At 67.1% G+C, this 21,064-nt stretch carries 21 protein-coding genes; 13 read left to right on the top strand and 8 right to left on the bottom strand.

Annotated elements, in window-relative coordinates; genetic code table 11:
• Positions 1–34 precede the first annotated feature (34 nt).
• Positions 35–2,929, bottom strand: a complete 2,895-nt coding sequence (locus VFG17_RS09240) for a M16 family metallopeptidase (protein WP_325029180.1) — start codon at positions 2,927–2,929, stop codon at positions 35–37.
• A gap of 42 nt (positions 2,930–2,971) precedes the next feature.
• Positions 2,972–4,117, bottom strand: coding sequence for a GGDEF domain-containing protein (locus tag VFG17_RS09235; protein ID WP_325029179.1), 1,146 nt, complete (start codon positions 4,115–4,117; stop codon positions 2,972–2,974).
• A gap of 159 nt (positions 4,118–4,276) precedes the next feature.
• Between VFG17_RS09235 and VFG17_RS09230 the strand changes: the two genes are divergently transcribed.
• Entirely contained in the window at positions 4,277–6,265 is a 1,989-nt protein-coding gene (locus tag VFG17_RS09230) for a lipoxygenase family protein (protein ID WP_325029178.1), read from the top strand.
• A 148-nt stretch (positions 6,266–6,413) separates the two neighbouring features.
• On the opposite strand, the gene purC is transcribed toward VFG17_RS09230, so the two are convergent.
• Positions 6,414–7,193, bottom strand: a complete 780-nt coding sequence (gene purC / locus VFG17_RS09225) for a phosphoribosylaminoimidazolesuccinocarboxamide synthase (protein ID WP_037553641.1) — start codon at positions 7,191–7,193, stop codon at positions 6,414–6,416.
• A 286-nt stretch (positions 7,194–7,479) separates the two neighbouring features.
• Between purC and VFG17_RS09220 the strand changes: the two genes are divergently transcribed.
• A complete protein-coding gene (locus VFG17_RS09220) occupies positions 7,480–8,403 on the top strand; it encodes a crotonase/enoyl-CoA hydratase family protein (protein ID WP_325029177.1) in 924 nt (307 codons plus the stop codon).
• 104 nt (positions 8,404–8,507) lie between these two features.
• On the opposite strand, the gene VFG17_RS09215 is transcribed toward VFG17_RS09220, so the two are convergent.
• From VFG17_RS09215 to VFG17_RS09195, 5 genes are read right to left on the bottom strand one after another with little or no spacing between them, the layout of a single operon-like run.
• The gene (locus VFG17_RS09215; RefSeq protein ID WP_325029176.1) at positions 8,508–8,726 is read right to left on the bottom strand and encodes a hypothetical protein; all 219 of its coding nucleotides are present in this window, start codon (positions 8,724–8,726) and stop codon (positions 8,508–8,510) included.
• A gap of 21 nt (positions 8,727–8,747) precedes the next feature.
• Complete coding sequence (locus tag VFG17_RS09210) at positions 8,748–9,170, bottom strand: SRPBCC domain-containing protein (RefSeq protein ID WP_325029175.1); 423 nt, start codon at positions 9,168–9,170, stop codon at positions 8,748–8,750.
• Positions 9,167–9,490 carry a metalloregulator ArsR/SmtB family transcription factor gene (locus tag VFG17_RS09205; protein ID WP_325029174.1) on the bottom strand — a complete coding sequence of 108 codons (324 nt, stop codon included), beginning with the start codon at positions 9,488–9,490 and terminating at the stop codon, positions 9,167–9,169. Before VFG17_RS09205 ends, VFG17_RS09210 begins: the two co-directional genes overlap by 4 nt.
• A gap of 55 nt (positions 9,491–9,545) precedes the next feature.
• Entirely contained in the window at positions 9,546–11,174 is a 1,629-nt protein-coding gene (locus VFG17_RS09200; protein WP_325029173.1) for an alkaline phosphatase D family protein, read from the bottom strand.
• Between the two features lie 55 nt (positions 11,175–11,229).
• Positions 11,230–12,354 carry a DUF3667 domain-containing protein gene (locus VFG17_RS09195; protein ID WP_325029172.1) on the bottom strand — a complete coding sequence of 375 codons (1,125 nt, stop codon included), beginning with the start codon at positions 12,352–12,354 and terminating at the stop codon, positions 11,230–11,232.
• Positions 12,355–12,433: 79 nt separating this feature from the next.
• Here VFG17_RS09195 and VFG17_RS09190 point away from each other — a divergent pair, with 79 nt between their 5' ends.
• From VFG17_RS09190 to VFG17_RS09140, 11 genes are all read left to right on the top strand, one after another.
• Positions 12,434–13,720 carry a glutamate-5-semialdehyde dehydrogenase gene (locus tag VFG17_RS09190; RefSeq protein WP_325029171.1) on the top strand — a complete coding sequence of 429 codons (1,287 nt, stop codon included), beginning with the start codon at positions 12,434–12,436 and terminating at the stop codon, positions 13,718–13,720.
• Positions 13,684–14,379: a nicotinate-nucleotide adenylyltransferase gene (locus VFG17_RS09185; protein WP_325029170.1), complete on the top strand. Its 696-nt coding sequence runs from the start codon at positions 13,684–13,686 to the stop codon at positions 14,377–14,379. Before VFG17_RS09190 ends, VFG17_RS09185 begins: the two co-directional genes overlap by 37 nt.
• Complete coding sequence (rsfS, locus tag VFG17_RS09180; RefSeq protein WP_414712942.1) at positions 14,343–14,786, top strand: ribosome silencing factor; 444 nt, start codon at positions 14,343–14,345, stop codon at positions 14,784–14,786. The genes VFG17_RS09185 and rsfS overlap by 37 nt, the downstream gene beginning before the upstream one ends.
• Positions 14,787–14,819: 33 nt before the next feature.
• Positions 14,820–15,539, top strand: a complete 720-nt coding sequence (locus VFG17_RS09175; RefSeq protein WP_325029168.1) for a DMP19 family protein — start codon at positions 14,820–14,822, stop codon at positions 15,537–15,539.
• A 1-nt stretch (position 15,540) separates the two neighbouring features.
• Entirely contained in the window at positions 15,541–15,969 is a 429-nt protein-coding gene (locus tag VFG17_RS09170; protein WP_325029167.1) for a 23S rRNA (pseudouridine(1915)-N(3))-methyltransferase RlmH, read from the top strand.
• On the top strand, positions 15,966–17,183 hold the full coding sequence (locus tag VFG17_RS09165) for a murein hydrolase activator EnvC family protein (protein ID WP_325029166.1): 1,218 nt from the start codon (positions 15,966–15,968) through the stop codon (positions 17,181–17,183). The genes VFG17_RS09170 and VFG17_RS09165 overlap by 4 nt, the downstream gene beginning before the upstream one ends.
• Positions 17,184–17,304: 121 nt before the next feature.
• Positions 17,305–18,693: a S41 family peptidase gene (locus VFG17_RS09160; protein ID WP_325029165.1), complete on the top strand. Its 1,389-nt coding sequence runs from the start codon at positions 17,305–17,307 to the stop codon at positions 18,691–18,693.
• Between the two features lie 13 nt (positions 18,694–18,706).
• Positions 18,707–19,189, top strand: a complete 483-nt coding sequence (locus VFG17_RS09155; protein WP_325029164.1) for a disulfide bond formation protein B — start codon at positions 18,707–18,709, stop codon at positions 19,187–19,189.
• Positions 19,186–19,719 carry a demethoxyubiquinone hydroxylase family protein gene (locus VFG17_RS09150; protein ID WP_325029163.1) on the top strand — a complete coding sequence of 178 codons (534 nt, stop codon included), beginning with the start codon at positions 19,186–19,188 and terminating at the stop codon, positions 19,717–19,719. The genes VFG17_RS09155 and VFG17_RS09150 overlap by 4 nt, the downstream gene beginning before the upstream one ends.
• 94 nt (positions 19,720–19,813) lie before the next feature.
• The gene (locus VFG17_RS09145) at positions 19,814–20,422 is read left to right on the top strand and encodes a hypothetical protein (RefSeq protein WP_325029162.1); all 609 of its coding nucleotides are present in this window, start codon (positions 19,814–19,816) and stop codon (positions 20,420–20,422) included.
• A gap of 290 nt (positions 20,423–20,712) precedes the next feature.
• Positions 20,713–21,033: a hypothetical protein gene (locus VFG17_RS09140; protein WP_325029161.1), complete on the top strand. Its 321-nt coding sequence runs from the start codon at positions 20,713–20,715 to the stop codon at positions 21,031–21,033.
• Positions 21,034–21,064 lie beyond the last annotated feature (31 nt).

Raw genomic sequence — 21,064 nt, 5'->3', positions numbered from 1 at the left:
AAAGATAGGTCGGCTTTCGCCCACACCCGGCTGGTCAGCGTCCCGCCTTGTCGCTCACCGCCCTGATCACCAGCGCCTTGTCGTCGACGAGGTAGCGGCGCGCGAGCGTCTGCAGCTCGGCGGGCGTCGCCGCCTCGACCTCGGCGATCCCGTTGCGGCTGCGGTCGAGGCGGTCGGCATGGGTCGCGGCTTCGGCGACATAGTTCAGCCAATAGCTGTTCTCGCGCCGCGCCTTCACCATCGCCTCGACCAGCGGCCGCCGCGCGCGGTCGAGCAGGTCGGCGTCGACGGGCTTGTCGCGCAGCTCCTTCGCGATCGCAAAGATCGCCGCGCGCGTCGTCGCGAGATCCTTGTAATCGACATTGCTCGCGGCGAAGAGATGGCCATAGCCCGGAAACTCGTCGGACAGGCTCGCCGCGGCGCGCGGGCTGTAGCTTTCGCCGAGCCGCTCGCGCAGTTCCTCGGTCAGCATTAGCTGCATCACGCGCGTCAGCAGGTTGAGCTGCATCGACTCGGCGAGATCGCTGTCGTCGCGCGCCGGCCAATAGACGCGGAGTTCCGCCTGCTCGGCCGGGCCCTTGTGGATCAGCGTGCGGTCGCTGCGGTCGGCCTGATATTGGCGCGCGCGCGCGTCGGCGCGCGGGTCGAAGGCGGCGCGGCGTTCGGGCAAGGCGCCGAAGGTCGCCGCGATCGCATCGATCGCCGACTGCTCGCCGATGTCGCCGACGACGCCGATCTCGATCGCGCCGTGCGCGAAGCTGTCGGCGACGGCCGATTCGAGCTGCGTCCAGTCGAGCGCCATCACGCTTTCCAGCGGCGGGGTTTGCGAGCGCGGATCGTCGTTCGCGAGAATGCCCCCCGCATCGCGGCCGAGCACCGCCGCCGGGGTCGCGTCGTTCGCGGCATATTGTTGCGGCAGCACGCGGCGGATGAGCGCGAGGCCGTCGGCGCGGTAGCCGGGATGCGTGAGGTAAGCCGCCATCAGCTTCGCCTGCAGCGCGAAATCCTCGGGCGAGGTGACCGCGCTGCCACCGAAGCTGTCGGTGGCGTTGCCGAAGACCGGACTGATCGTCTTGCCCGCGAGGATCGAGCGTAGCTCGTCATAGCTGTGCGCCTCGAGCCCGCCGAGCATCAGCGAACCCGCGAGCGCCACCCGGGTCGGATCGTCCTTCGTCGCGAGCAGGTTGCCGCCATCGACGCGCAGCGACAGCATGACCTTGTCCTTCTGGAAATCGGTCGTCTTGATATTGAGCATCACATTGTTGGCGAAGCGGATGCGGCGGATGCCGAGATCGTCGACGCGTTCGTCGCTGGCGATTTTGCCGGGCGTACCGAAATCATCATAGGCGAAGGCCGCGTTCGCGGCCTCGGTCGGCGGCGCGACCGCAACCTTGGCCGAGGCCTGCAGATCGGCGAGGATCGCGGCCGTCCCGCCCTCGATCGGCTTTTTCGTCGTCACGCGCGCGAGCGGCGGGCTCATCCCCTCCATGCGCGCCCGAAAGGCGGCGGTGGCCGCGGCGGCATCGAGCGACGGCGCCGCCGCCTCGAACAGCGCCTGCGAGGTTTCGGGGCGCGTGAAGACGAAATCGCCCTCGGCCGCCGTGACCAGCGCGTCGGCGAGCGTCTCGCTGCGCCGCGTCGTCGCCCCCGCGACGGCATTGCGAAAGGCGGTGCGGCGGATCGCGAGCTGCTCGTCGACCTCGGCCTGGGTGAAGCCATGCTCCACCGCGCGGCGCTGTTCCTGCTCGACGAGCGCCAGCGCCTCTTTCCACGCGCCTTCCTTGGCGACCGCGCCGACGGTGACCTGGTCGAATTTCTTCCAGCCCGACGCGTCGCTGAAATAGCCGGTGAGGATCGGCGACTCCTCGGTGAGCGCGATCTTCGCGAGCCGGCGGCTGACGATCGCCTCGCCGACATCCTCGGCGAGTTTGCGCGCGCGTTTCGCCTTGGTGTCGGGCTCGTCCACCCAGGGCTTGAAGCGCGCGATCGTCACCGAATCCTGGATCGCGGGGTCGACGAAATCGTCGGCGGCGGCGGCGCGTTCATAGTCGACATCGCCGATGTCGGGATCGGCACCTGCTGGGCCGCGCCCCCGCCAGTCCGCAAAGCGCGCCTTGATCTTCGCCTCGACCGCCGCGGGATCGAAATCGCCGACCATCACCAGCGTCGCGCGTTCGGGACGGTAATAGCGTTCGTAGAGGTCGCGGATGCGCGACGCTGGCGCGGTTTTGATCACCTCTTCGGTGCCCACGGGGATGCGGCTTGCCACCATCATCCCCTGCATCTGGAAGTCGAGCTGGTCGATCAGGCTGCGCAGCTGATAGGTGTCGCGCGCGCGGCGTTCGGAGAGGATGATGCCGCGCTCGCGGTCGACCGCGGCGGGATCGATCATCAGCTCGCTCGCGGTCTCGCGCATCAGCATCAATCCGGTATCGATCAGGTCGTCCGAGGCGTTCGGCAGGTCGAGCTTGTAGACCGTCTCGTCGAAGCCGGTCGAGGCGTTGGTGTCGGCACCGAACGCCAGCCCCTTGCGTTCGAGCAGCTTGATCATCTCGCCCTCGGGCACATTGGTCGATCCGTTGAACGCCATATGTTCGAGGAAATGGGCGAGGCCGCGCTGGTCGTCGGCTTCGGCGAAGCTGCCGACGTCGAAGCGCATGCGGAGCACCACGCTGTCCTTGGGCGTGCTGTTTTTGAGCAGCGCATATTTCATCCCGTTGGGGAGCACGCCGAAGACGATGTTGGGGTCGACCGGAATGTCGCTGGCGGCGAAATTCCATGCCTTTGCCACCGCGCCCTGCGGATTGACCGTCGCGGGCGCCGCCGCCTTCGCGGGTATTTCCCTGGCATGGACCGGCGCGGTGCTGGCGATGAGGAGAACAAGGGGCGACAGCGCGGTTGCGGCGCGCCGGACGAGGGTTTTGGTCATGGGCCCGATGTGGCGACCACCCCGCGGGCGGTCAAGCCGTCGTCATGCGACCCGGCCGACGCTTTCGACAGACGACGTCAGGGGGCGATTGGCGGCTTTTGCGGCGTAGAGCGCGCGGTCGGCAACCTCGAGCAATTGACGGGCGCTGTCGCCATGTTCGGGCCAATAGGCGGTGCCGATGCCCGCGCCGACACCGATCGGCCGGCCGTCGATGCGAAACGGCGCCGCGAGCGCGGCGAGGATATGATCGGCGAGCGCGGTGCCCAGCAACGGCGAGCCGGCGGGCACGAGGATGGCGAATTCGTCGCCGCCCTGGCGCGCGACGATCGCGTGGTTGCCGCAGGCGCGGCGCAGGCGGTCGGCGAGCTCGCACAGCACGCCGTCGCCGATCGCGTGGCCGTGCTGGTCGTTGATCGGCTTGAACCCGTTGAGGTCGAGCAGCGCGATCGCGAAGCGGCCGGCGCCGTCGGCCCTGGCGATCTCCTCGTCGAGCCTGAGGTCGAATTCGCGGCGGTTGGCGAGGCCGGTGAGCGGGTCGGTATGCGCCAGCTCGCGCATCTGGCGCTGCAGTTCGAGCAGGTCGATCACCTGGCCGTGCTGCTGGACGACCATCCGCAGCAGGAACAGGGTCGCGATGACGAGGCTGGTGCCCGCGGCGATTTCGGGCGGATTGCCCGAGGTCAGCATCAGCGCCGACACGGGCGCGAGTCCGACGCCGAGGTTGAGGAAGGTCGCGAAACGGATCGACGACAGGCAATAGGCGGTCGCGAGCGACCCCATCGCCATGATCATCGCATAATAGCTGTGCGTTTCGGGCGGCGCCGCGAGCCAGTTGGTCACCGTCCACAGGCTGCACATCGCGCCGGTGATCCCCGATACCCAGCTCGCTTCGCGGATGATGCGGCGCGCGCGGCGCGGGCTCATCCGGCGGCCGCGATTGTGGCGCAGGAACAGAAAGCCGAGCACGCCGACGATCGCGAGGATGACCGGAAAGCCGATGCGGATGAACGGATGCACCGTTTCGACCCCACCATAGATGGCGGTGGGCGTCGTCGCCGCGAGCATCAGGAACAGCATCGGGGTCAGCGTCTCGACGCGATTGGCGCGCAGCAAGGCGACGTCGTCCCGAATCGCATCCGGAATCGGCGGAAAGAAGCGCGCCTGCAGCGTGTGATAGACCCCCGTCATGGGGGCGGGATAGCAAGGCCGGGTAAAGCAGGGGTTAAGGAATGAAAGTCCGTCTTATCACCGGACTAGACGCTTTCGCGCACGCGATGGCTTGCGAAATATTAACCATGTTCGCCGATACGCGCGGCCTTGTGTTTCGCGCCCGACAGGAGCCACGCCATGTCCTATCCGATACCGCAGCTTGCCCCGTCCAGCCCCGCGCCGGCGACGCCGATGCCGTCCGCCCACCCGACGCTGCCGCAGGACGACACGCCGGCCGGACAGGCGGCGCGCGCGGCGCAGCTGACCGCGACGCGGGCCATTTATACATGGACGACCGACGTCCCGACGCTGCCCGGCGTGCCGCTGGCGACAAACGTGCCCAAGAATGACGAGCCGACGATCGCGTGGTTCGTGATCCTGATCGGTGTCGGGCTGGACATCGTGCGCAACGCGCTGACGGTGAAGCTCGGCGGCGTCGATAAGGGCGAACTCAACAGCCCGCGCGCCGAATACGAGGCCGCGCTCGCCGAATGCGACGCGATCGAGGCGTCGGCCGCGAAGATCGCGGCCGAGCACGGCGTCCACAGCGGCGGCAATATCTTTGAGCGCATCGTCGGCGACGTCGAAAACGCGGTCGCCGCCGCTGAGCGCGACGCGCATGTCGCGCTGCTCAAGGGCTATAAGGACCGGCTCGAGGATCTGATGAAGGTCGAGGAAGCCGTCGGCCTGGGCAGCAAGACGGTGCGCAGCCTCGAGGCCTATCGCGCGCTGTTTGCTACGCTGCCGGTTCCGGGCATCAGCTATATGTTCCAGGACGACAGCGCGTTCGCGCGGCTGCGCGTGCAGGGGCCGAACTGCATGCTGATCGCCGCGGTCGAGAATGCCCTGCCCGCCAATTTCCCGCTCAGCGCCGCCCAATATGCCGCGGTGGTGAACGGCGACACGCTGGCGGCGGCGCTCGCCGACGGGCGGCTGTTCCTGCTCGATTACAAGCCGCTCGAAGTCCTCGATCCCGGTACTTATGGCAGCCTCGCCAAATATGCCTGGCAGCCGATGGCGCTGTTCGCGGTGCCGCCGGGCGGATCGTCGCTCGTGCCGGTGGCGATCCAGTGCGGGCAGGATCCCGCCGACGGGCCGATCTTCACCCCCTCCCCCGCCGCCGACAAGCTATGGGGCTGGGAAATGGCGAAACTCGTCGTCGAGGTCGCCGACGGCAATTATCACGAGCTGTTCACACATCTGGCGCGCACGCATCTGGTGATCGAGGCGTTCGCGGTCGCGACGCACCGCCATCTCGCCGAGGCGCATCCGATCTGGGCGCTGCTCCTGCCCCATTTCGAGGGCACGCTGTTCATCAACGAAGCGGCGGCGACCTCGCTGATAGCCGCGAACGGCCCGATCGACCATATTTTCGCGGGCACGATCGCATCGAGCCAGCTTGCGGCGGTCGACGCGCGGCTGGCGTTCGACTTCCAAGGCAAGATGCCGCGCGCCGATTTCGCCGCGCGCGGGGTGGGCGTCGATTCGGCGCTCGCCGACTATCCCTACCGCGACGACGCGCTGCTCGTGTGGGACGCACTCCACGAATGGGCGCGGCAATATGTCGATCTTTATTATGCGCACGACGCCGATGTCGTCGCCGACACCGAGCTCAGCGCATGGTCGACGTGCCTTGCCGGCGAAGCGAAGATCAGGGGCTTCGCCCCCGTGACGACGCGGGGGCAGCTCGCCGACGTGTGCGCGATGGTGATGTTCACCGCGAGCGCGCAGCACGCCGCGGTCAATTTCCCGCAAAAGGACATCATGGCCTTTGCCCCCGCGGTCACCGGCGCGGGCTGGCAGGCGGCGCCGAACGGCCAGCGTGGGCACGACAAGGCCGGCTGGCTCGCGATGATGCCGCCGATGGCGCTCGCGCTCGAACAATTGAACGTGCTCGAACTGTTGGGCTCGGTGCATTACCGCCCGCTCGGCGATTACCGCAGCAACGCCTTCCCCTATCCGGCATGGTTCCAGGACCCGCGCGTGACCGCGGTCGAGGGCCCGCTGGCGTGGTTTCAGGCGGCGCTCAAGGGTGTCGAGGCGGAGATCGCGCAACGCAATGCCGAGCGGATGCAACCCTATCCGTATCTGCAGCCGAGCTTGATTCCGACGAGCATCAATATTTGAGGGAAACGAAAACCCCTCCTCTTCAGAGGAGGGGCAGCGAGATTTGCGGGCGTGCCCGCTAGTCGCAGCGGGGTGGTGGCGCCAGCGCCGTGCGAGGCCGCTTTCACCACCCCAAACCCCTCCTCTGAAGAGGAGGGGCTTAGATGCCTCAGCTGCCCTTTTTCTTCCGGTGGCTTTCGAGGTCGAGCACGGCATTTTCGCCGCCCTCGGGCATCAGGCCCAATCGGCGCGCGACTTCCTGATAGGCTTCGACTTCGCCGCCGAGGTCGCGGCGGAAGCGGTCCTTGTCGAGCTTTTCGTTCGTCGTCATGTCCCACAGACGGCAGCCGTCGGGGCTGATCTCGTCGGCGAGGATGATGCGGCTGAAATCGCCTTCGTAAAGGCGCCCGAATTCGAGCTTGAAGTCGACGAGGCGAATGCCGACCGCGGCGAACATGCCCGACATGAAGTCGTTGATGCGGATCGCCATGTCCTGGATGTCGTGAAGCTCGTCCTGGCTGCACCAGTTGAAGCAGGCGATATGTTCCTCGGCGACGAGCGGATCGCCGAGCGCGTCGTCCTTGTAGCAATATTCGATCAGCGTGCGGGGCAGCTGCGTCCCCTCCTCGATCCCGAGACGCTTCGACAGCGTGCCCGCGGCGACGTTGCGCACGATCACCTCGATCGGCACGATCTCGACCTGACGGATCAGCTGCTCGCGCATGTTGAGGCGGCGGATAAAGTGCGTCGGCACGCCGATATTGCCGAGCAGAGTGAAGACATGCTCCGAAATCCGGTTGTTGAGCACGCCCTTGCCGTTGATCGTTCCGCGTTTCTGCGCGTTGAACGCGGTCGCGTCGTCCTTGAAATACTGGATCAGCGTGCCCGGTTCGGGGCCTTCGTAAAGGATCTTGGCTTTGCCTTCGTAGATCTGGCGGCGGCGGGCCATGGGCAGGACTTTCTGTCGGAACCAAATGAATGACCCCGGCGGAAACGACTCATGGACGAGGCGCGGCACCGGGGCGACGGGGGCGCCTATAGCGGCAAAGGAACCGGGCGTCATCCCCGATCCCAAAACCGTCGCCCCCGCGAAGGCGGGGCCGTTGTCGGCCTTACTCCATCTCTCCAGCGGCCTCCGCCTTCGCGGGGGCGACGATTAGATTTACGTTTACGTAAAGTGCTTGCACTCGCCCGCCCCGCTTGCAACCATAATCGCAAACCAAGGAGAGAGATGGATGAGCTTCGACCAGATTCGCCTCGACCGCCACGAAGGCATCGCGCTGCTGACATTGCATCGCCCCGACCGGATGAACGCCTTCACCACCGAAATGATGCTCGAAATCGTCGCCGCGCTCGACGAGTGCGACGCCGACGACGCCGTGCGCGCGGTGATCTTCACCGGTGCGGGCGACCGCGCCTATTGCGCCGGCGCCGATCTGGGACAGGGCGCCGCGACCTTCGATTACGACAAGCGCACCGACAAGCAGGCGATCCTGCCCGACGGCATGTCGGCGAGCCCCGTCGCCGAGGACGGCACGATCGACTGGTCGCACCCGCTGATCCGCGATTCGGGCGGGCGCGTGTCGATGCGCATCTTCGACTGCAAGAAGCCCGTCCTCGGCGCGATCAACGGCGCCGCGGTCGGCATCGGCGCGACGATGACGCTGTCGATGGACGCGCGGCTCGCGAGCGATACCGCGCGCTACGGCTTCGTCTTCGCGCGGCGCGGGATCGTCCCCGAAGCCGCGTCGAGCTGGTTCCTGCCGCGCCTCGTCGGCATCCAGAATGCCGTCGACTGGTGCTATTCGGGGCGGCTGATCGCCGCGCAGGAAGCGCATGAAAAAGGCCTCGTCCAGTCGGTTCACGCCCCCGGCGAGCTGGTCGACGCCGCGATCGCCAAGGCGCGCGAGCTGACCGAGCATAGCGCGCCGGTGTCGGTCGCGCTGACGCGGCATATGCTGTGGCGGATGCTCGGCGCGCCGCATCCGATGAGCGCGCACCGCTGGGACAGCCGCGCGATCTTCGCGCGCGGGCGCAGCGCCGACGCCGCCGAAGGGGTGTCGAGCTTCCTCGAAAAACGCGACGCGAACTTCACCGTCAGCGTCGCGAACGACTATCCCTGGTTCGCCGAGTTCGAGGATACGCCGCCCTATGGCTGAGGGCACATCCTTCCTTTTTGCTGACGTCATCCCGGCGCAGGCCGGGATCTCTCCGGTGCGTCATTCCGATAGGGTGAGATCCCGGCCTTCGCCGGGATGACGATTCACGCGATGTTCGCGCCGCCGCGCTTCCGGAAATAGGGCCGGAAGAACATGTAGAGGCCCGAAAACATCAGCAGGAAGAGCGGCGGCAGCGGCAGATAATAGATCCATTGGGCCGGCTCGTGCCCCGCGCCGAGCATCACGAAAATGGCGAGCACGATCGCGGTGAAGATAATCGATACCCAGCGGTGAAACTGCCGGATCCAGAGGCTCCAGTTCATAACTCTCTCCCTGCTTGAAATTCAGTCGAGACCCGCGACAACCTTCTCGAGATTTTCGAGATGGATGCGCCAGCCGCTTTTGGCGCCACCGAACGCCTGCTTCTGGTCGGGGCGGAAGCCGACCTGTTCCATGCGCAGCAGCGTTCCCATCGCCGTCGGTTCGAGCGTGAAGGTGACTTTGCTGTCGAGCCGGTAAGCCGGATCGTCGTGCGCGTAATTCCACGTATAGGAGAGGCTCCGTTCGGGCTCGACGTCGAGAATCTCGCAGTCGACATGGCCCCAGTCGCCGCGCAGCTGGAAACGGTGGCCGAGGTCGAGGCCGAAGTCGTTCTTCATCAGCCATTCCTCGATCAGATGCTGCGTCGTCAGCGCGCGCCAGATTTTTTCGGGCGGATGCGGAATCTCGCGCTCCACGGTCACGCTACGCACGTCGGTATCGGTCATTGATCCATCCTTTTGAGTAAATCTTCGAGATCGTCGAACCGCGCTTCCCAGAAGCGGTTCATGCGCCCGGTCCAGTCGACCAGCGGCGCGAGCGCGCGTTGCTGCGCGCTGTAATGCGTCTGGCGGCCTTCGTGCCGATCGTGCACGAGCCCCGCCTGTTTGAGCACGCCGAGATGTTTGGACACCGCGGGCTGCGAAATTCCGGCTTCGGCGGTGAGCGCGCCGACCGTCTGCTCGCCTTCGAGACAAAGCCGCTCGAACAGCGCGCGGCGCGTCGGGTCGGCGAGCGCCCGGAACAAGAGGTCGGGTGACGACGTCATTTAATCCATAACTCCTTGGTTATGGATTTCTCATAACCATCGAGTTATGAATGTGTCAAGCGTCGTATTTCCTGTGCCCGCGCGTCGCGGTCATGCTGTGCGTGCCTTTGAGCCCCGGCCTATGACTGCGGATCGTTTCGACGCTGTGCCAGTTCGCGGTCACCCGCTCGCGGGTCAGTTGCACCGTCACATAGCCGCGATCCGCGGTATTCGCCCATTGGAGCTGCGGCGACGCGGCGCGCAGCGCCGCCACGCGCGTGGCGTCCGAAATGCCAGGCGTATAGGCCTCGAACCCCGGCGAGGTGACGCTGTGGCCCGCGATCTCGATCCCGGCGGGGCGGTGGTCGTGCGTCAGGTCGAACGCCCAGGCGTTGTGGCTGTCGCCCGACAGCGTGACCAGATCGGCGCCGGCGCGCTGCGATGCCGCGAGCAGGCGGGCGCGCGCCGCGGGATAGCCGTCCCAGCTGTCCATGTTGAGCGGCAGGCCGGCGCGCGCCGCGACCTGCGCCGTCTCGACGCGGCGCCGGACATAGTCGGGCTGGTCGGCCCCGAACCAGCCCCGCGATTCGGGAGGGGTGAACAGGCTGCCCATCACGATCTGCTGCGCGCAGACCTGCCAGCGCGTGCCGCTCTTCACCGATTGCGCCAATCCGTCGAACAGCCATCGTTCCTGATCGGCGCCCATCAATTGCCGCGCCGGGTCGCGATAATCGCTTTCGGCAAATTGCTTCAGCGCCGCCGCGGGGTCGGCCTTGCCTTCCAGTATCTCGCCCAGCTGAAAGGGGCGGTCGCGGGCGGTGATGCGCGTTTCGGGCAGGAAGATCGTCGCGAGATCGCCGGCCTGATAATGGCGCCAGCGCGTGTCGCCGACGGGCATCCATTCGCGATACGCGCGCTCGGCGGCCGCTTCGCGAACGCGCCAGTCGCCCTCGCCTTCATTATGATTTTCGGCGCCGCCCTTCCACACGTCGTTGGCGAATTCATGATCATCCCACTGCGCGATCATCGGGAACAGCGCATGGAGGCGCTGGAGATCGGGGTCGGCGCGATAGGCGGCATAGCGCAGCCGATAATCGGCAAGGCTCACCATCTCGTGCGTCGGCTGAATCTCGCGGCCGGGCAGCGCATCCTTCAGCGACGGATATTCGCCGACCCGATATTCGTAGAGATAGTCGCCGACATGCGCGACGAGGTCGACGTCGCTGCGCGCCGCGGCGTGGGCATAGGCGTTGAACCAGCCAAAGGGGAGGTTCGCGCAGGAAAAGAGCGCGATGGTGAAGGCGCGCGTCGGTCCGGCGGGTAGCGTGCGCGTACGGCCGGTGACCGACTTCGTCCCGTCGGGCGCGACGAAGCGGTAGAAATACCAGCGGCCGGGATCGAGCCCGTCGATGGCGATTTTCGCGCTATGGTCGTTCTCGCCCTTCGCGGTGACGCTGCCGCCCGCCGCGATGCGCGCGAAATCGGTGGTGTCGGACAGTTCGACCGTCAGCGCCGTGTCGTTCGCCGCGGCATAGCGCGTCCACAGCAGCACCGAATGGGCGCCCGGCTCGCCGCTCGCGACGCCGTGGGTGAAGCCCTGCGCCATCGCCGCCTTCGCCGCGCCGGGCAGCGACAGCGCCGCGAGCCCCGCGGTGCCGAGCTTGATGAGCAGACGGCGATCGATCTCGTGCCACAATGGATGCACTGCATATCCTCCCGCATCGCCGGGTTTGTGGCCGGTCTTTGTTACAGCTTCACCTCTATCCGCTGATCCCGAGCGCCAGCAGCAGCAGCATGAACCAGATCACCGCGAACAGGCTGAAAAAGAGCAGCAGATTCGCGCGCACGAACGCGCCGAACCGCGACGAACGATAGGCGCCGCGCAGCTGGCGATACATGTGAAAGGGCACATAGAGCATCGCGAAAAAGATCGCGAGATCGCCGAAGATCGTCAGGTTCAAAAGCCGCACGACGACGAACAGCAGCAGCATGAACGAAATCGAGTAGGTGACGAAGACGAAATGGTCATAGGTGTGGAAGCGCCGGCTGAACGGAAACAGCAGCCACATGAACGGCAGCGATAGCGGGATCAGCGCCCAGGCGAATTTATAGGCGTTCGCCTGGATCTTGTAGAGCAGCAGCCCGGGGTTCGCGATCGCCTTCGCGGCGGCTTCGTCTATGACGGGAATGCCCGTATCGACCTTTGTCCGCGTCACGAAATCGACGCTGGTCATCACCTGCTCCGCGGGATCTTCCAGCACGGGCGGCCCCTTCTCGCGTTCCTCCCGCGTCATGCGCCGTTCGACGCCGAGATAGTCGGCGCTTTTCAGGAGCGTTTCGCGTTCCCGCTTCAGTTGCTCTCGTTCCGCCGAGGGCAAGTCTTTCAGCGCCAACCGCGCATCGACCCGATCGACTTCCTGCTCGAAACTGACCTTGAGCGCATTGGATTGTGTTTGCGCGGCGGCTTCCTTCGCTATCACCTCGCCGACGCCGCCGCCGCTGCCGACCATCGCAAGCACCGCATAGGTCAGGAAGACGGCGAACAGGAACAGCGCGAGCGGTGAAATGAAGCGGGCGCGCTCGCCGTGGATATAGCGGCGCGTCAGGTCGCCCGGACGCCATGCCAGCAAGGGGAGCGTGTTCCAGATCTTGCCTTCGAAGTGGAAGATCGCGTGGACGAGGTCGTGCCCGATCGCGCCGAAGCTGCGGTGGACGTCGGCGCGCTGTCCGCAATGGTGGCAATGCGAGCCCGTCAGGCTGGTGCCGCAGTTGAGGCAGCGCAGCGGTGCATGGCCGTGCGCCGCGCCTCCATGGCGCGGCTCGACCGCGCGCGCCGCGAGGCCCGCGGTCACCGCGCTGCCGATACCCTCGATATCCCCTGTCATGGCGCCCTGCCTAATGATGCCGGGCGCGGCGCGCAACGGGGCTTTCGAGAGTCGGGCGAAACATGATAGGGGCCGCGCCATGAACGCCGAAGCCCTGACCGCCCCGCCGCTGCCCGGCGATGCCGCCGCCCTGATCGCCGAGATGGGCGCGCGCGCGCGCGTCGCGGCGAAACGGCTGGCGCTGACGCCGACCGCCGACAAGGCGGCGGCGCTGCGCGCGGCGGCGGCGGAGATCCGCGCACGCGCGGCCGACATCCTCGCCGCCAATGCAGAGGATATGGCGGCCGGACGGAAAAGCGGCCTGTCGGGCGCGATGCTCGACCGGTTGCGGCTCGATGAGGCGCGGCTCGGCGGCATCGCCGACGCGATCGACGCGGTCGCGGCGCTGCCCGACCCGGCGGGAGCCGAAATCGACCGGGTGACGCGCCCCAACGGGCTGGTGCTGAGCCGCGTGCGCGTGCCGCTCGGCGTCGTCGGCATCATCTATGAAAGCCGGCCCAATGTCACCGCCGACGCGGCCGCGCTCGGGCTGATGTCGGGCAATGCCGTGATCCTGCGCGGCGGCAGCGAGGCGGTGCATTCGAACCGCGCGCTGCATGCCGCGTTTGCGGCGGGGCTGGTCGAGGCGGGCTTCTCCGCCGACGCAGTGCAGCTCGTCCCGACGCAGGACCGCGCCGCGGTCGGCGCGATGCTGCGCGCGCAGGGGCTGATCGACATCATCATCCCGCGCGGCGGCAAGGGGCTGGTCGCGCGCGTGCAGGATGAGGCGCGGGTGCCCGTGCTCGCGCATCTCGACGGCATCAACCACCTCTATATCGACGCCGCCGCCGACCCGGCGAAAGCGGTGGATCTGGCGGTCAACGCCAAGATGCGCCGCACCGGCGTCTGCGGCGCGACCGAGACGATCCTGATCGACCGGGCCTATGGCGCGCCGCTCGCCATCGTCGACGCGCTGATCGCATCGGGCTGCGAGGTGCGCGGCGACAAGGGCGTCGCGGCGCTGAGTCCACATGTCGAACCCGCAAGCGCAGGCGATTGGGACTGCGAATATCTCGACGCGATCGTGTCGGTCGCCATGGTCGACGGCCTCGCGGGCGCGCTCGCGCATATCGACGCGCATTCGAGCCGCCACACCGACGCGATCGTCACCGAGGACGCCGCGGCGGCCGACCGCTTCCTGGCCGGCGTCGACAGCGCAATCGTGATGCACAACGCCTCGACGCAGTTCGCCGATGGCGGCGAATTCGGCCTCGGCGCCGAAATCGGCATCGCGACGGGGCGGCTGCACGCGCGCGGCCCGGTCGCGCTCGAAGGGCTCACCACCTATAAATGGCTGGTGCGCGGCACGGGGCAGGTCCGGCCCTGAACCGGAAAATCCCCACCGGCCTCCTCGGCGGCAGCTTCAATCCCGCGCATGGCGGGCATCGTGCGATCAGCCTCAATGCGATCGACGCGCTGGGACTCGATGAATTGTGGTGGCTGGTGTCGCCGGGCAATCCCTTGAAGCCCAAAGCGGGTATGGCGCCGCTTCCCGCGCGGCTCGGTTCGGCGCAGCGCATGGCGCGGCGCGCGCCGATCCGCGCGACCGCGATCGAGGCCGAACTCGGCACGCGCTATACGATCGACACGCTCAAAAAGCTCGTCCGCCTTTACCCGGACCGGCGGTTCATCTGGATCATGGGCGCCGACAATCTGGTCCAGTTGCCCCAATGGCGCGACTGGCGGGAGATCGCGCGATTGATGCCGATTGCGGTCGTCGCGCGTCCGGGCTATAACGACCGGGCCCATGCAAGACGTGCGATGGGATGGCTGCGGCGCTTTGTCCGGCCCGCAGACCAGAAAAGCCGTTGGACAGACTGGAGACCGCCCGCCCTCGTGTTCTTGCGATTTTCGCCCGATGTGCGATCCGCGACTGCGATACGGCAGGCCAACCCCCGCTGGTTCGAACGCTATGAAGGCCGCGCAATGCGCGACCCGCTGACGCGTTCATGGCTGGTGGAACCGACCGAGAAAGGACGCATTTGATCTCCGCTGACAAGGGTACCGCGCCCGGCGCCGCACCCGCCCCGACGTCTTCGGACGACAGCGTGGATTCGCTCCACGCGCTGATCCTCCACCAGCTGGACGAGGATCAGGCCCAGGAAACCATCTCCATCCCGCTTGCCGGCAAGAGCAGCATCGCCGACCATATGGTGATCGCGAGCGGCCGCTCGACGCGCCATGTCTCGGCGATCGCCGAGAAGCTGGCGCAGCGGATCAAGCAGGAAGCGGGCCGCAGCGTTCGCGTCGAAGGCTTGCCCAATGCCGATTGGGTGCTGATCGACGCGGGCGACGTGATCGTCCACCTGTTCCGTCCCGAGGTGCGCAGCTTCTACAACCTCGAACGCATGTGGTCATTCGGCGACGCACCGCCGGTCGCCGCCGCAAATTGACCTGAATCCGTGAGCGCCGGTGAAGCGACGCCCATGGACACGCGTTCAGCCTTGACGCCCGAAGAATTCGAGGAGCGGGCCAGCTATGTCGATTCCGGCTGGTGGCTGACCGGCGAAGGCCTGATCCATACGCCATCGGTGATGAATGTCCCTGGCTGGAATCTCTACGGCCATCCCGGCAATGAACAGCTGACCGAGGCTCAGCGTGTGCTGATGATGTGGTCGGATATGGTCGGCCAGGTCGCAAACGGTGGTTTCGAGCAGTTCATATCCAATTATGAGAAAACGCTGGCACTGGCGTATCGGCTCATCGCAAAACTGGACTGGCCGGAGCTGTTCGAACGCTTCGATCCTGCTTTCCGCGAGCAGGCTGGCGATCCGGCGAACCCCCAGTCCGTTGCTGCGAAGCTATGGGAGTGGGACGACGACGATGCGGGAGCCAATCGAACCCATATGCTGGACAGCCTCGCGCGCAGCAAAACGCGGTGGCGGCCGTGGGCGCGGCGGGGCGAGAGGGCCCGGTTCGATCAACTGTCGGACACAATTTTGCAGACCCTGTACAATATGGCGGTGTCGAACGGCGAAATACAGCCTGTCGAAAAGCATCAGGTAGAATATGAGCCACCGCCCTGTGTGGCAGCGGACGCTTTCGACACATGGTTCTACCTCGACAGCACGCGTCAGGAATCGCAGCATTATGTCGGCTCCTATATTCGCACGCACCGCGATCAATTGTGCCGAATAGAGGGCTGACATGCTCCTGCACATCATCGCGCGCGGGCGCATCGGGCGCGGGCCCGAGGCCGAGCTGGTCGAGCGCTATATGAAGCGCGTGACCTGGGCGCAGAAGATTTCGGAACTTCCCGACACCGGCGGGCGGATGCCCGCCGCGACCGACAACAGCCGCACGATCCTGCTCGACGAGGGGGGCGAGCAGATGTCGTCGCTCGAATTCGCGCGGCTCCTCGAAAAATGGCGCGACGGCGGGGTGCGCGAGGCGCGCTTCTGCCTCGGTGCCGCTGACGGCTTCACCCCCGAAGAGCGCGAGGGCGCCGACAAGGTCATCGCCTTCGGCCGCGCGACCTGGCCGCATTTGATGGCGCGCGCGATGCTCGCCGAGCAATTGTGGCGGGCGACGAGCATTGTCGCGGGTCACCCCTATCACCGCGAAGGCCGGCAATGAGGCGCGCCTTCGCCGCCCTTGCGACGACCGCCGTCTTCGCGGGCGGCGCGCTCGCGCTGGCGCAGGGCGATATTTTCGACCCCACGGCGATCGCCGCGCACGAGCGCGAACAGCTGATCGACGCGAAGCAACAGTCGGCGGCGGCGATGGCGCGGAGCGCGCTGCTCGAAAAACAGGCGGAAGCCGCGAGCAACGAGGCCGACCGCCTCAAGAAGCGCAGCGCCGCGCTCGCCGCGCGCATCCAGTCGGCCGAGGCCGACATCAGCGCGGGCGAAGCGCGCGTCGCGCTCGTCAACCGCCGTCTCGCGGGCCAGCGTGCGCGGCTCGCCGAACAGCAGCAACCCTTGCTCGAACTCGCCGCGTCGCTCCAGCAATTGAGCCGTCAGCCGCCGGTCAGCGTGCTCGCGCAGCCGGGCTCGCTCTCCGACATGGTCCATGCGCGCGCGGTGATCGACGCCGCGATGCCGGTGATCGAACGCCGCACCGTCGGCGTACGCCGCGAACTGACCGCGCTCGACACGACGCGGCGGCAACAGGCGATCGCGCTGAAGGCGCTGTCGACGAGCAAGGCGCAGCTCGCGCATCGCCGCGATGCGCTCACCCGGCTCGAAAACGAGGGCCGGCTGCGCTCGCGCGAGCTGATGAGCAGCGCGCAGCTCGAGGCCGACCGGGCGCTCGGGCTCGGCGAGAAGGCGCGCGACATCGTCGAACTGATGGATTCGCTCGAGGCCGACGGCGCGGTGCGCGCGCAGCTCGCCGAGCTCGCGGGGCCGATCCCGCGCCCGCGCAATCCCGAAGCGAGCGTGACCCGAAGCGCCGCACCGCCCGCCGCCGCAGAGGCCGAGCTGACCCGCGGCGCCTATCGCCTGCCCGTCGTCGGGCGCATCGTCGCCGGGCTGGGCGAGGTCAATGAAAGCGGCGTGCGATCGCGCGGCATCACGATCGCGGCGCGTCCCGGCGGACAGGTCGTCGCCCCCGCGCCCGGCCGCGTCGGCTTCGCCGGCGATTATCGCGGCTATGGCAAGATCGTCATCATCGACCATGGCGGCGGCTGGGTCTCGCTGCTCACCGGCATGATCGCGCTGTCGGTCGGGGTCGGCGACACGATCGATGCCGGCGCGCCGGTCGGTCGCGCGGGATCGGACGACAGCCGCATCACGGTCGAACTTCGCCGCGCCGGGCGCCCGGTCGACGTCGTCGCGATGATCGGTTAATCGCGCGTTCGACTATCGTCCCGCATGGGGATGCCCCGCTTGACCCGTGCAGATTTGCATAGGATGATGGCGTGCCGGGGTTTATAAGACGGGATGGCTCTCGCCCGCGTGAAAGACTGACATGACCGACTCGACCAAGACCGCCGCTTCTCCGAAACGCCGCTTCGCCTTGTGGCAGGGCGCCGCCGCGCTTTCGACGCTGGCGCTCGTCCCGCTCGCGACCGGCGCGATGGCTAGCGTCGATTCGAAGACGCAGGAAGAAATCGCGCGCTTCATGGATGTCTATCTCGAAGTGAAGTCGAATTATGTCGAACCGGTCGAGGATTCGAAGCTGATCGAAGGCGCGATCAACGGCATGCTCGCCAGCCTCGACCCGCATTCGGGCTATCTCGACGCGCGCGGCTTTTCGAACCTGCGCACCCAGACCGACGGCGAATATGGCGGGCTGGGCCTGTCGGTGACGATGGAAGACGGCGTCGTCAAGGTGATCGCGCCGACCGCCGACACCCCGGCCGACAAGGCGGGGATCAAGGCGGGCGATTATATCACCCACATCAACAAGGAACTGATCTTCGGCATGACGCTCGACGAAGCGGTCGAGCAGATGCGCGGCCGCCCCGGCACGCCGATCGGGATCACGATCGTCCGCGAAGGCCAGGACAAGCCGATCGAGATGACGCTGACGCGCGAGATCATCGACCTGAAACCCGTGAAATGGGAAGTCAGCGGCGACGTCGGCGTGCTCACCGTCGCCAGCTTCTCGGCCGACGCGACCGCCGACCTCAAGGCCGCGATGACGGCGGTCGAAAAATCGCTGGGCAAGGCACCGCGCGGCTGGATCCTCGACCTGCGCTCGAACCCCGGCGGGCTGCTCGACGAAGCCGTCGGGATCAGCGACCTGTTCCTCGAACGCGGCGAAATCGTCTCGCAGCGCGGGCGCAAGAAGGGCGACATCGAACGCTATTTCGCCGAACCGGGCGACGCGGCGGGTGGCGCGCCGGTGATCGTGTTGATCGATTCGGGATCGGCCTCGGCTTCCGAGATCGTCGCGGGCGCGCTGCAGGACCAGCACCGCGCGGTCGTGATGGGCGAACGCAGCTTCGGCAAGGGATCGGTGCAGACGGTGCTGCCGCTGACCGACACCACCGCGCTCCGCCTGACCACCGCGCGTTATTACACGCCCTCGGGCCGCAGCGTGCAGGAAGGCGGGATCGACCCCGACATCCAGGTACCGCAGCTCAGCGATCCCGATTACGCCTCGCGGCCCAAATTCCGCGAAAGCGACCTGCGCCGTCACCTGATCAACGAGAAGAAGGTCGACGACGGCCTGCTCGAAAAGGACGAGAAGGCCGACCCACGCTTCACCGCGACCGCGGCCGAGCTCAAGGAAAAGGGCATCGAGGATTTCCAGCTCCACTATGCGCTGCAGACGATCGGGCGGATCGGCCCGGGAACGGCGCGCATGGCGCAGGCCGGAAAAGCCGGCGCCAAACCCGCGCGCCGTAACTGAGGGCGCTTCGGACATGCTGACATCGCGCCTTGCCGCGCCGCTCGTCGCATTCGCGGCGCCGCTCCTGCTCTATGGCGGCGCCCTCGTGTCGCAATATGGCTTTGGCCTTCATCCATGCGAGATGTGCTATTGGCAGCGCTGGCCGCATCAGGCGGCGATCCTGCTGGCGCTGCTGGCGCTGCTGCTGCGCCGGAACGACAAGGCGATGCGCGCGCTCACGCTGCTCGCCGCCGTCGCCATTGCGGTTAGCGGCGCGATCGGCGTCTTTCATGCCGGGGTCGAATATGGCTTTTGGGAAGGCGTCACGACCTGCGCGACCGGCGCCGCGGGCCCGGTCACGCTCGATTCGATCATGAACGCGCCGCTGATCCGCTGCGACGCGGTGCAATGGTCGCTGTTCGGCATCTCGCTCGCGGGGTTCAACGCGATCTTCTCCTTCGCCGCCGCCGCGCTCGTCTTGACCTTGCTGCGCAGGGGGCGCACATCGGCGGCATGACCGACGCCCCGGAAAAGAGCAATCGGCGCACCGCATCGATGATCCGCGTCGACCAGGCGGGCGAATATGGCGCGACGCGCATCTACGCGGGCCAGCTCGCGGTGATGGGCGACCGCCACCCGATGGCGCGCGAGATCGCGCATATGGCCGAACAGGAAGAGCGGCACCGCAAGTTCTTCGACGCGATGATCGCAAAACGCGGCGTGCGCCCGACCGCGCTCCAGCCGATCTGGAACGTCGCGGGCTTCGCGCTCGGCGCGGTGACCGCCGCGATGGGCCCGCGTGCCGCGATGGCGTGCACCGCCGCGGTCGAGACCGAGATCGACCGCCATTATCAGCATCAGCTCAACGAACTCGGCGACCGCGACCCCGAACTCAGCGCCGCGGTCGAGGATTTCCGCGCCGAGGAGCTCGAGCATAAGGAAGCCGCGCTGAAGGCGGGCGCCGAAAGCGCGCCGGGCTACCCGATCCTCAGCCTGGCGATTCGCGCGGGTTGCCGTGCAGCCATCGCGCTGTCGAAACGTATCTGATAGACTAGGGCGTGAACCCATAAAGTCCCGCGTCGTTCATGACCGATGCAGGGTCGCGGTGCCACGCCGCGTCAAATTGACAAAGGAAGATCCGATGACCCGCCTCCCCCTGTTCGCGCTGATCCTCGCTGGCAGCGCCGCCGCCCTGCCCGCCGCCGCACAGGAAGCCACGGTCGAGGCCGAAAAGATCAATCAGGTCATCGTCTACGGCGACGACAAGTGCGAACAGTCGAGCCCCGACGAGATCGTCGTGTGTAACCGCCTGCCCGAAACCGAACGTTATCGCGTGCCCGAGATGCTGCGCGGCGACCCGCTCGATCCGCGCAACGAAGCCTGGGCGAACAAGGTCGTCGCGCTCGAACGCGTCGGCCGCTTCGGCACCGACAGCTGCTCGCCGACCGGCCTCGGCGGCTTTACCGGCTGTACGCAGGCGCTGCTCGCGGGCGCGCGTGCCGAACGGCGCGCCGCCGACAAGACCGACTGGCAGGCGATGATCGCCGACGAGCGCGCCAAACGCCTCGCGGGCATCGACGCCGCGGCCGAGGAGGTCGAAGCCGCGGTCGTCGCCGAAGAGCGCGCGCTCGCCGAACGGCAGAAGGCGGCCGAGGATCTCGAGCGCCAGGCCAATGGCGAGCCCCCCGCCGCACCGACCGCGCCCGACGAAGCCGACGCCGAGCCGCTGCCGATGCCGCCGCAGCCCTGATCGGCAGCCTCTCCTAAACCCCAAGCTTGCTCGCCCGAACGACGGCGCATGTCGCCAATATTGTAGCGTTTTTTCGATCCGGCGCGGTTTGGTTGCGAATCCGCGCCGAATCGAGTGCAAAAATTAACGAATCGCTGGCAAGCTGTCTTGACTTGGGAATTTTTGGGGCAAAACGTGCGGTTCTGGGAATCGCCAGCCTAGGGGGCTGTAACATGGCATCAGCATTCGGACCGCGCCTGTGGAGGCGCACGGCAGTCAGCGTGCCGCCGGCACGAAGCCTCGGTCGCCGAATGACGTGGCATGCCGCCGCCGCCCTCCTCGCTTTCGCCGCGCTGCAGATCTGGCTCGTGATGAGCGCCGTCGCCGCCGGAGCGCCGTCCGCCTTCATCGTCGTCGCGCTGGTCATGCTGCTCGCGCTCGCGCTTCCGGTCGCGCGCTCGACCGAACGCCACTGGTATCGGCTGAGCCGCCAGGCGCTCGCGAGCTGGGGCCTGCACGCGCGCTTCCGCCGCGACGTGCGCCGCCTGTGGTTCGCCGCGCTGACGCTGCCCTTCCTGTGGATCAGCGGCGCGATCGCCGCGACCGACGCGATCGCGGCGATCACCGGCTGATACAACTTCGTCATCCCGGACTTGATCCGGA

It is taken from the genome of Sphingopyxis sp. (assembly GCF_035686825.1).
Taxonomy (GTDB): Bacteria; Pseudomonadota; Alphaproteobacteria; order Sphingomonadales; family Sphingomonadaceae; genus Sphingopyxis.
Note: the sequence above shows the minus strand (reverse complement) of the source record. Positions and strands in the feature narration are given on the sequence as shown.

Excerpts from the sequence above, each read along its gene's own strand:
- VFG17_RS09240 (WP_325029180.1), bottom strand. The coding sequence starts at position 2,929 with ATGACCAAAACCCTCGTCCGGCGCGCCGCAACCGCGCTGTCGCCCCTT.
- VFG17_RS09185 (WP_325029170.1), top strand. The coding sequence starts at position 13,684 with ATGGCTGGTGCGCGGCACGGGGCAGGTCCGGCCCTGAACCGGAAAATC.
- VFG17_RS09160 (WP_325029165.1), top strand. The coding sequence starts at position 17,305 with ATGACCGACTCGACCAAGACCGCCGCTTCTCCGAAACGCCGCTTCGCC.
- VFG17_RS09175 (WP_325029168.1), top strand. The coding sequence starts at position 14,820 with ATGGACACGCGTTCAGCCTTGACGCCCGAAGAATTCGAGGAGCGGGCC.
- VFG17_RS09150 (WP_325029163.1), top strand. The coding sequence starts at position 19,186 with ATGACCGACGCCCCGGAAAAGAGCAATCGGCGCACCGCATCGATGATC.
- VFG17_RS09235 (WP_325029179.1), bottom strand. The coding sequence starts at position 4,117 with ATGACGGGGGTCTATCACACGCTGCAGGCGCGCTTCTTTCCGCCGATT.
- VFG17_RS09230 (WP_325029178.1), top strand. The coding sequence starts at position 4,277 with ATGTCCTATCCGATACCGCAGCTTGCCCCGTCCAGCCCCGCGCCGGCG.
- VFG17_RS09140 (WP_325029161.1), top strand. The coding sequence starts at position 20,713 with ATGACGTGGCATGCCGCCGCCGCCCTCCTCGCTTTCGCCGCGCTGCAG.
- VFG17_RS09210 (WP_325029175.1), bottom strand. The coding sequence starts at position 9,170 with ATGACCGATACCGACGTGCGTAGCGTGACCGTGGAGCGCGAGATTCCG.
- purC (WP_037553641.1), bottom strand. The coding sequence starts at position 7,193 with ATGGCCCGCCGCCGCCAGATCTACGAAGGCAAAGCCAAGATCCTTTAC.
- VFG17_RS09205 (WP_325029174.1), bottom strand. The coding sequence starts at position 9,490 with ATGACGTCGTCACCCGACCTCTTGTTCCGGGCGCTCGCCGACCCGACG.
- VFG17_RS09165 (WP_325029166.1), top strand. The coding sequence starts at position 15,966 with ATGAGGCGCGCCTTCGCCGCCCTTGCGACGACCGCCGTCTTCGCGGGC.
- VFG17_RS09155 (WP_325029164.1), top strand. The coding sequence starts at position 18,707 with ATGCTGACATCGCGCCTTGCCGCGCCGCTCGTCGCATTCGCGGCGCCG.
- VFG17_RS09170 (WP_325029167.1), top strand. The coding sequence starts at position 15,541 with ATGCTCCTGCACATCATCGCGCGCGGGCGCATCGGGCGCGGGCCCGAG.
- VFG17_RS09145 (WP_325029162.1), top strand. The coding sequence starts at position 19,814 with ATGACCCGCCTCCCCCTGTTCGCGCTGATCCTCGCTGGCAGCGCCGCC.
- VFG17_RS09190 (WP_325029171.1), top strand. The coding sequence starts at position 12,434 with ATGAACGCCGAAGCCCTGACCGCCCCGCCGCTGCCCGGCGATGCCGCC.
- rsfS (WP_414712942.1), top strand. The coding sequence starts at position 14,343 with ATGGCTGGTGGAACCGACCGAGAAAGGACGCATTTGATCTCCGCTGAC.
- VFG17_RS09195 (WP_325029172.1), bottom strand. The coding sequence starts at position 12,354 with ATGACAGGGGATATCGAGGGTATCGGCAGCGCGGTGACCGCGGGCCTC.
- VFG17_RS09220 (WP_325029177.1), top strand. The coding sequence starts at position 7,480 with ATGAGCTTCGACCAGATTCGCCTCGACCGCCACGAAGGCATCGCGCTG.
- VFG17_RS09215 (WP_325029176.1), bottom strand. The coding sequence starts at position 8,726 with ATGAACTGGAGCCTCTGGATCCGGCAGTTTCACCGCTGGGTATCGATT.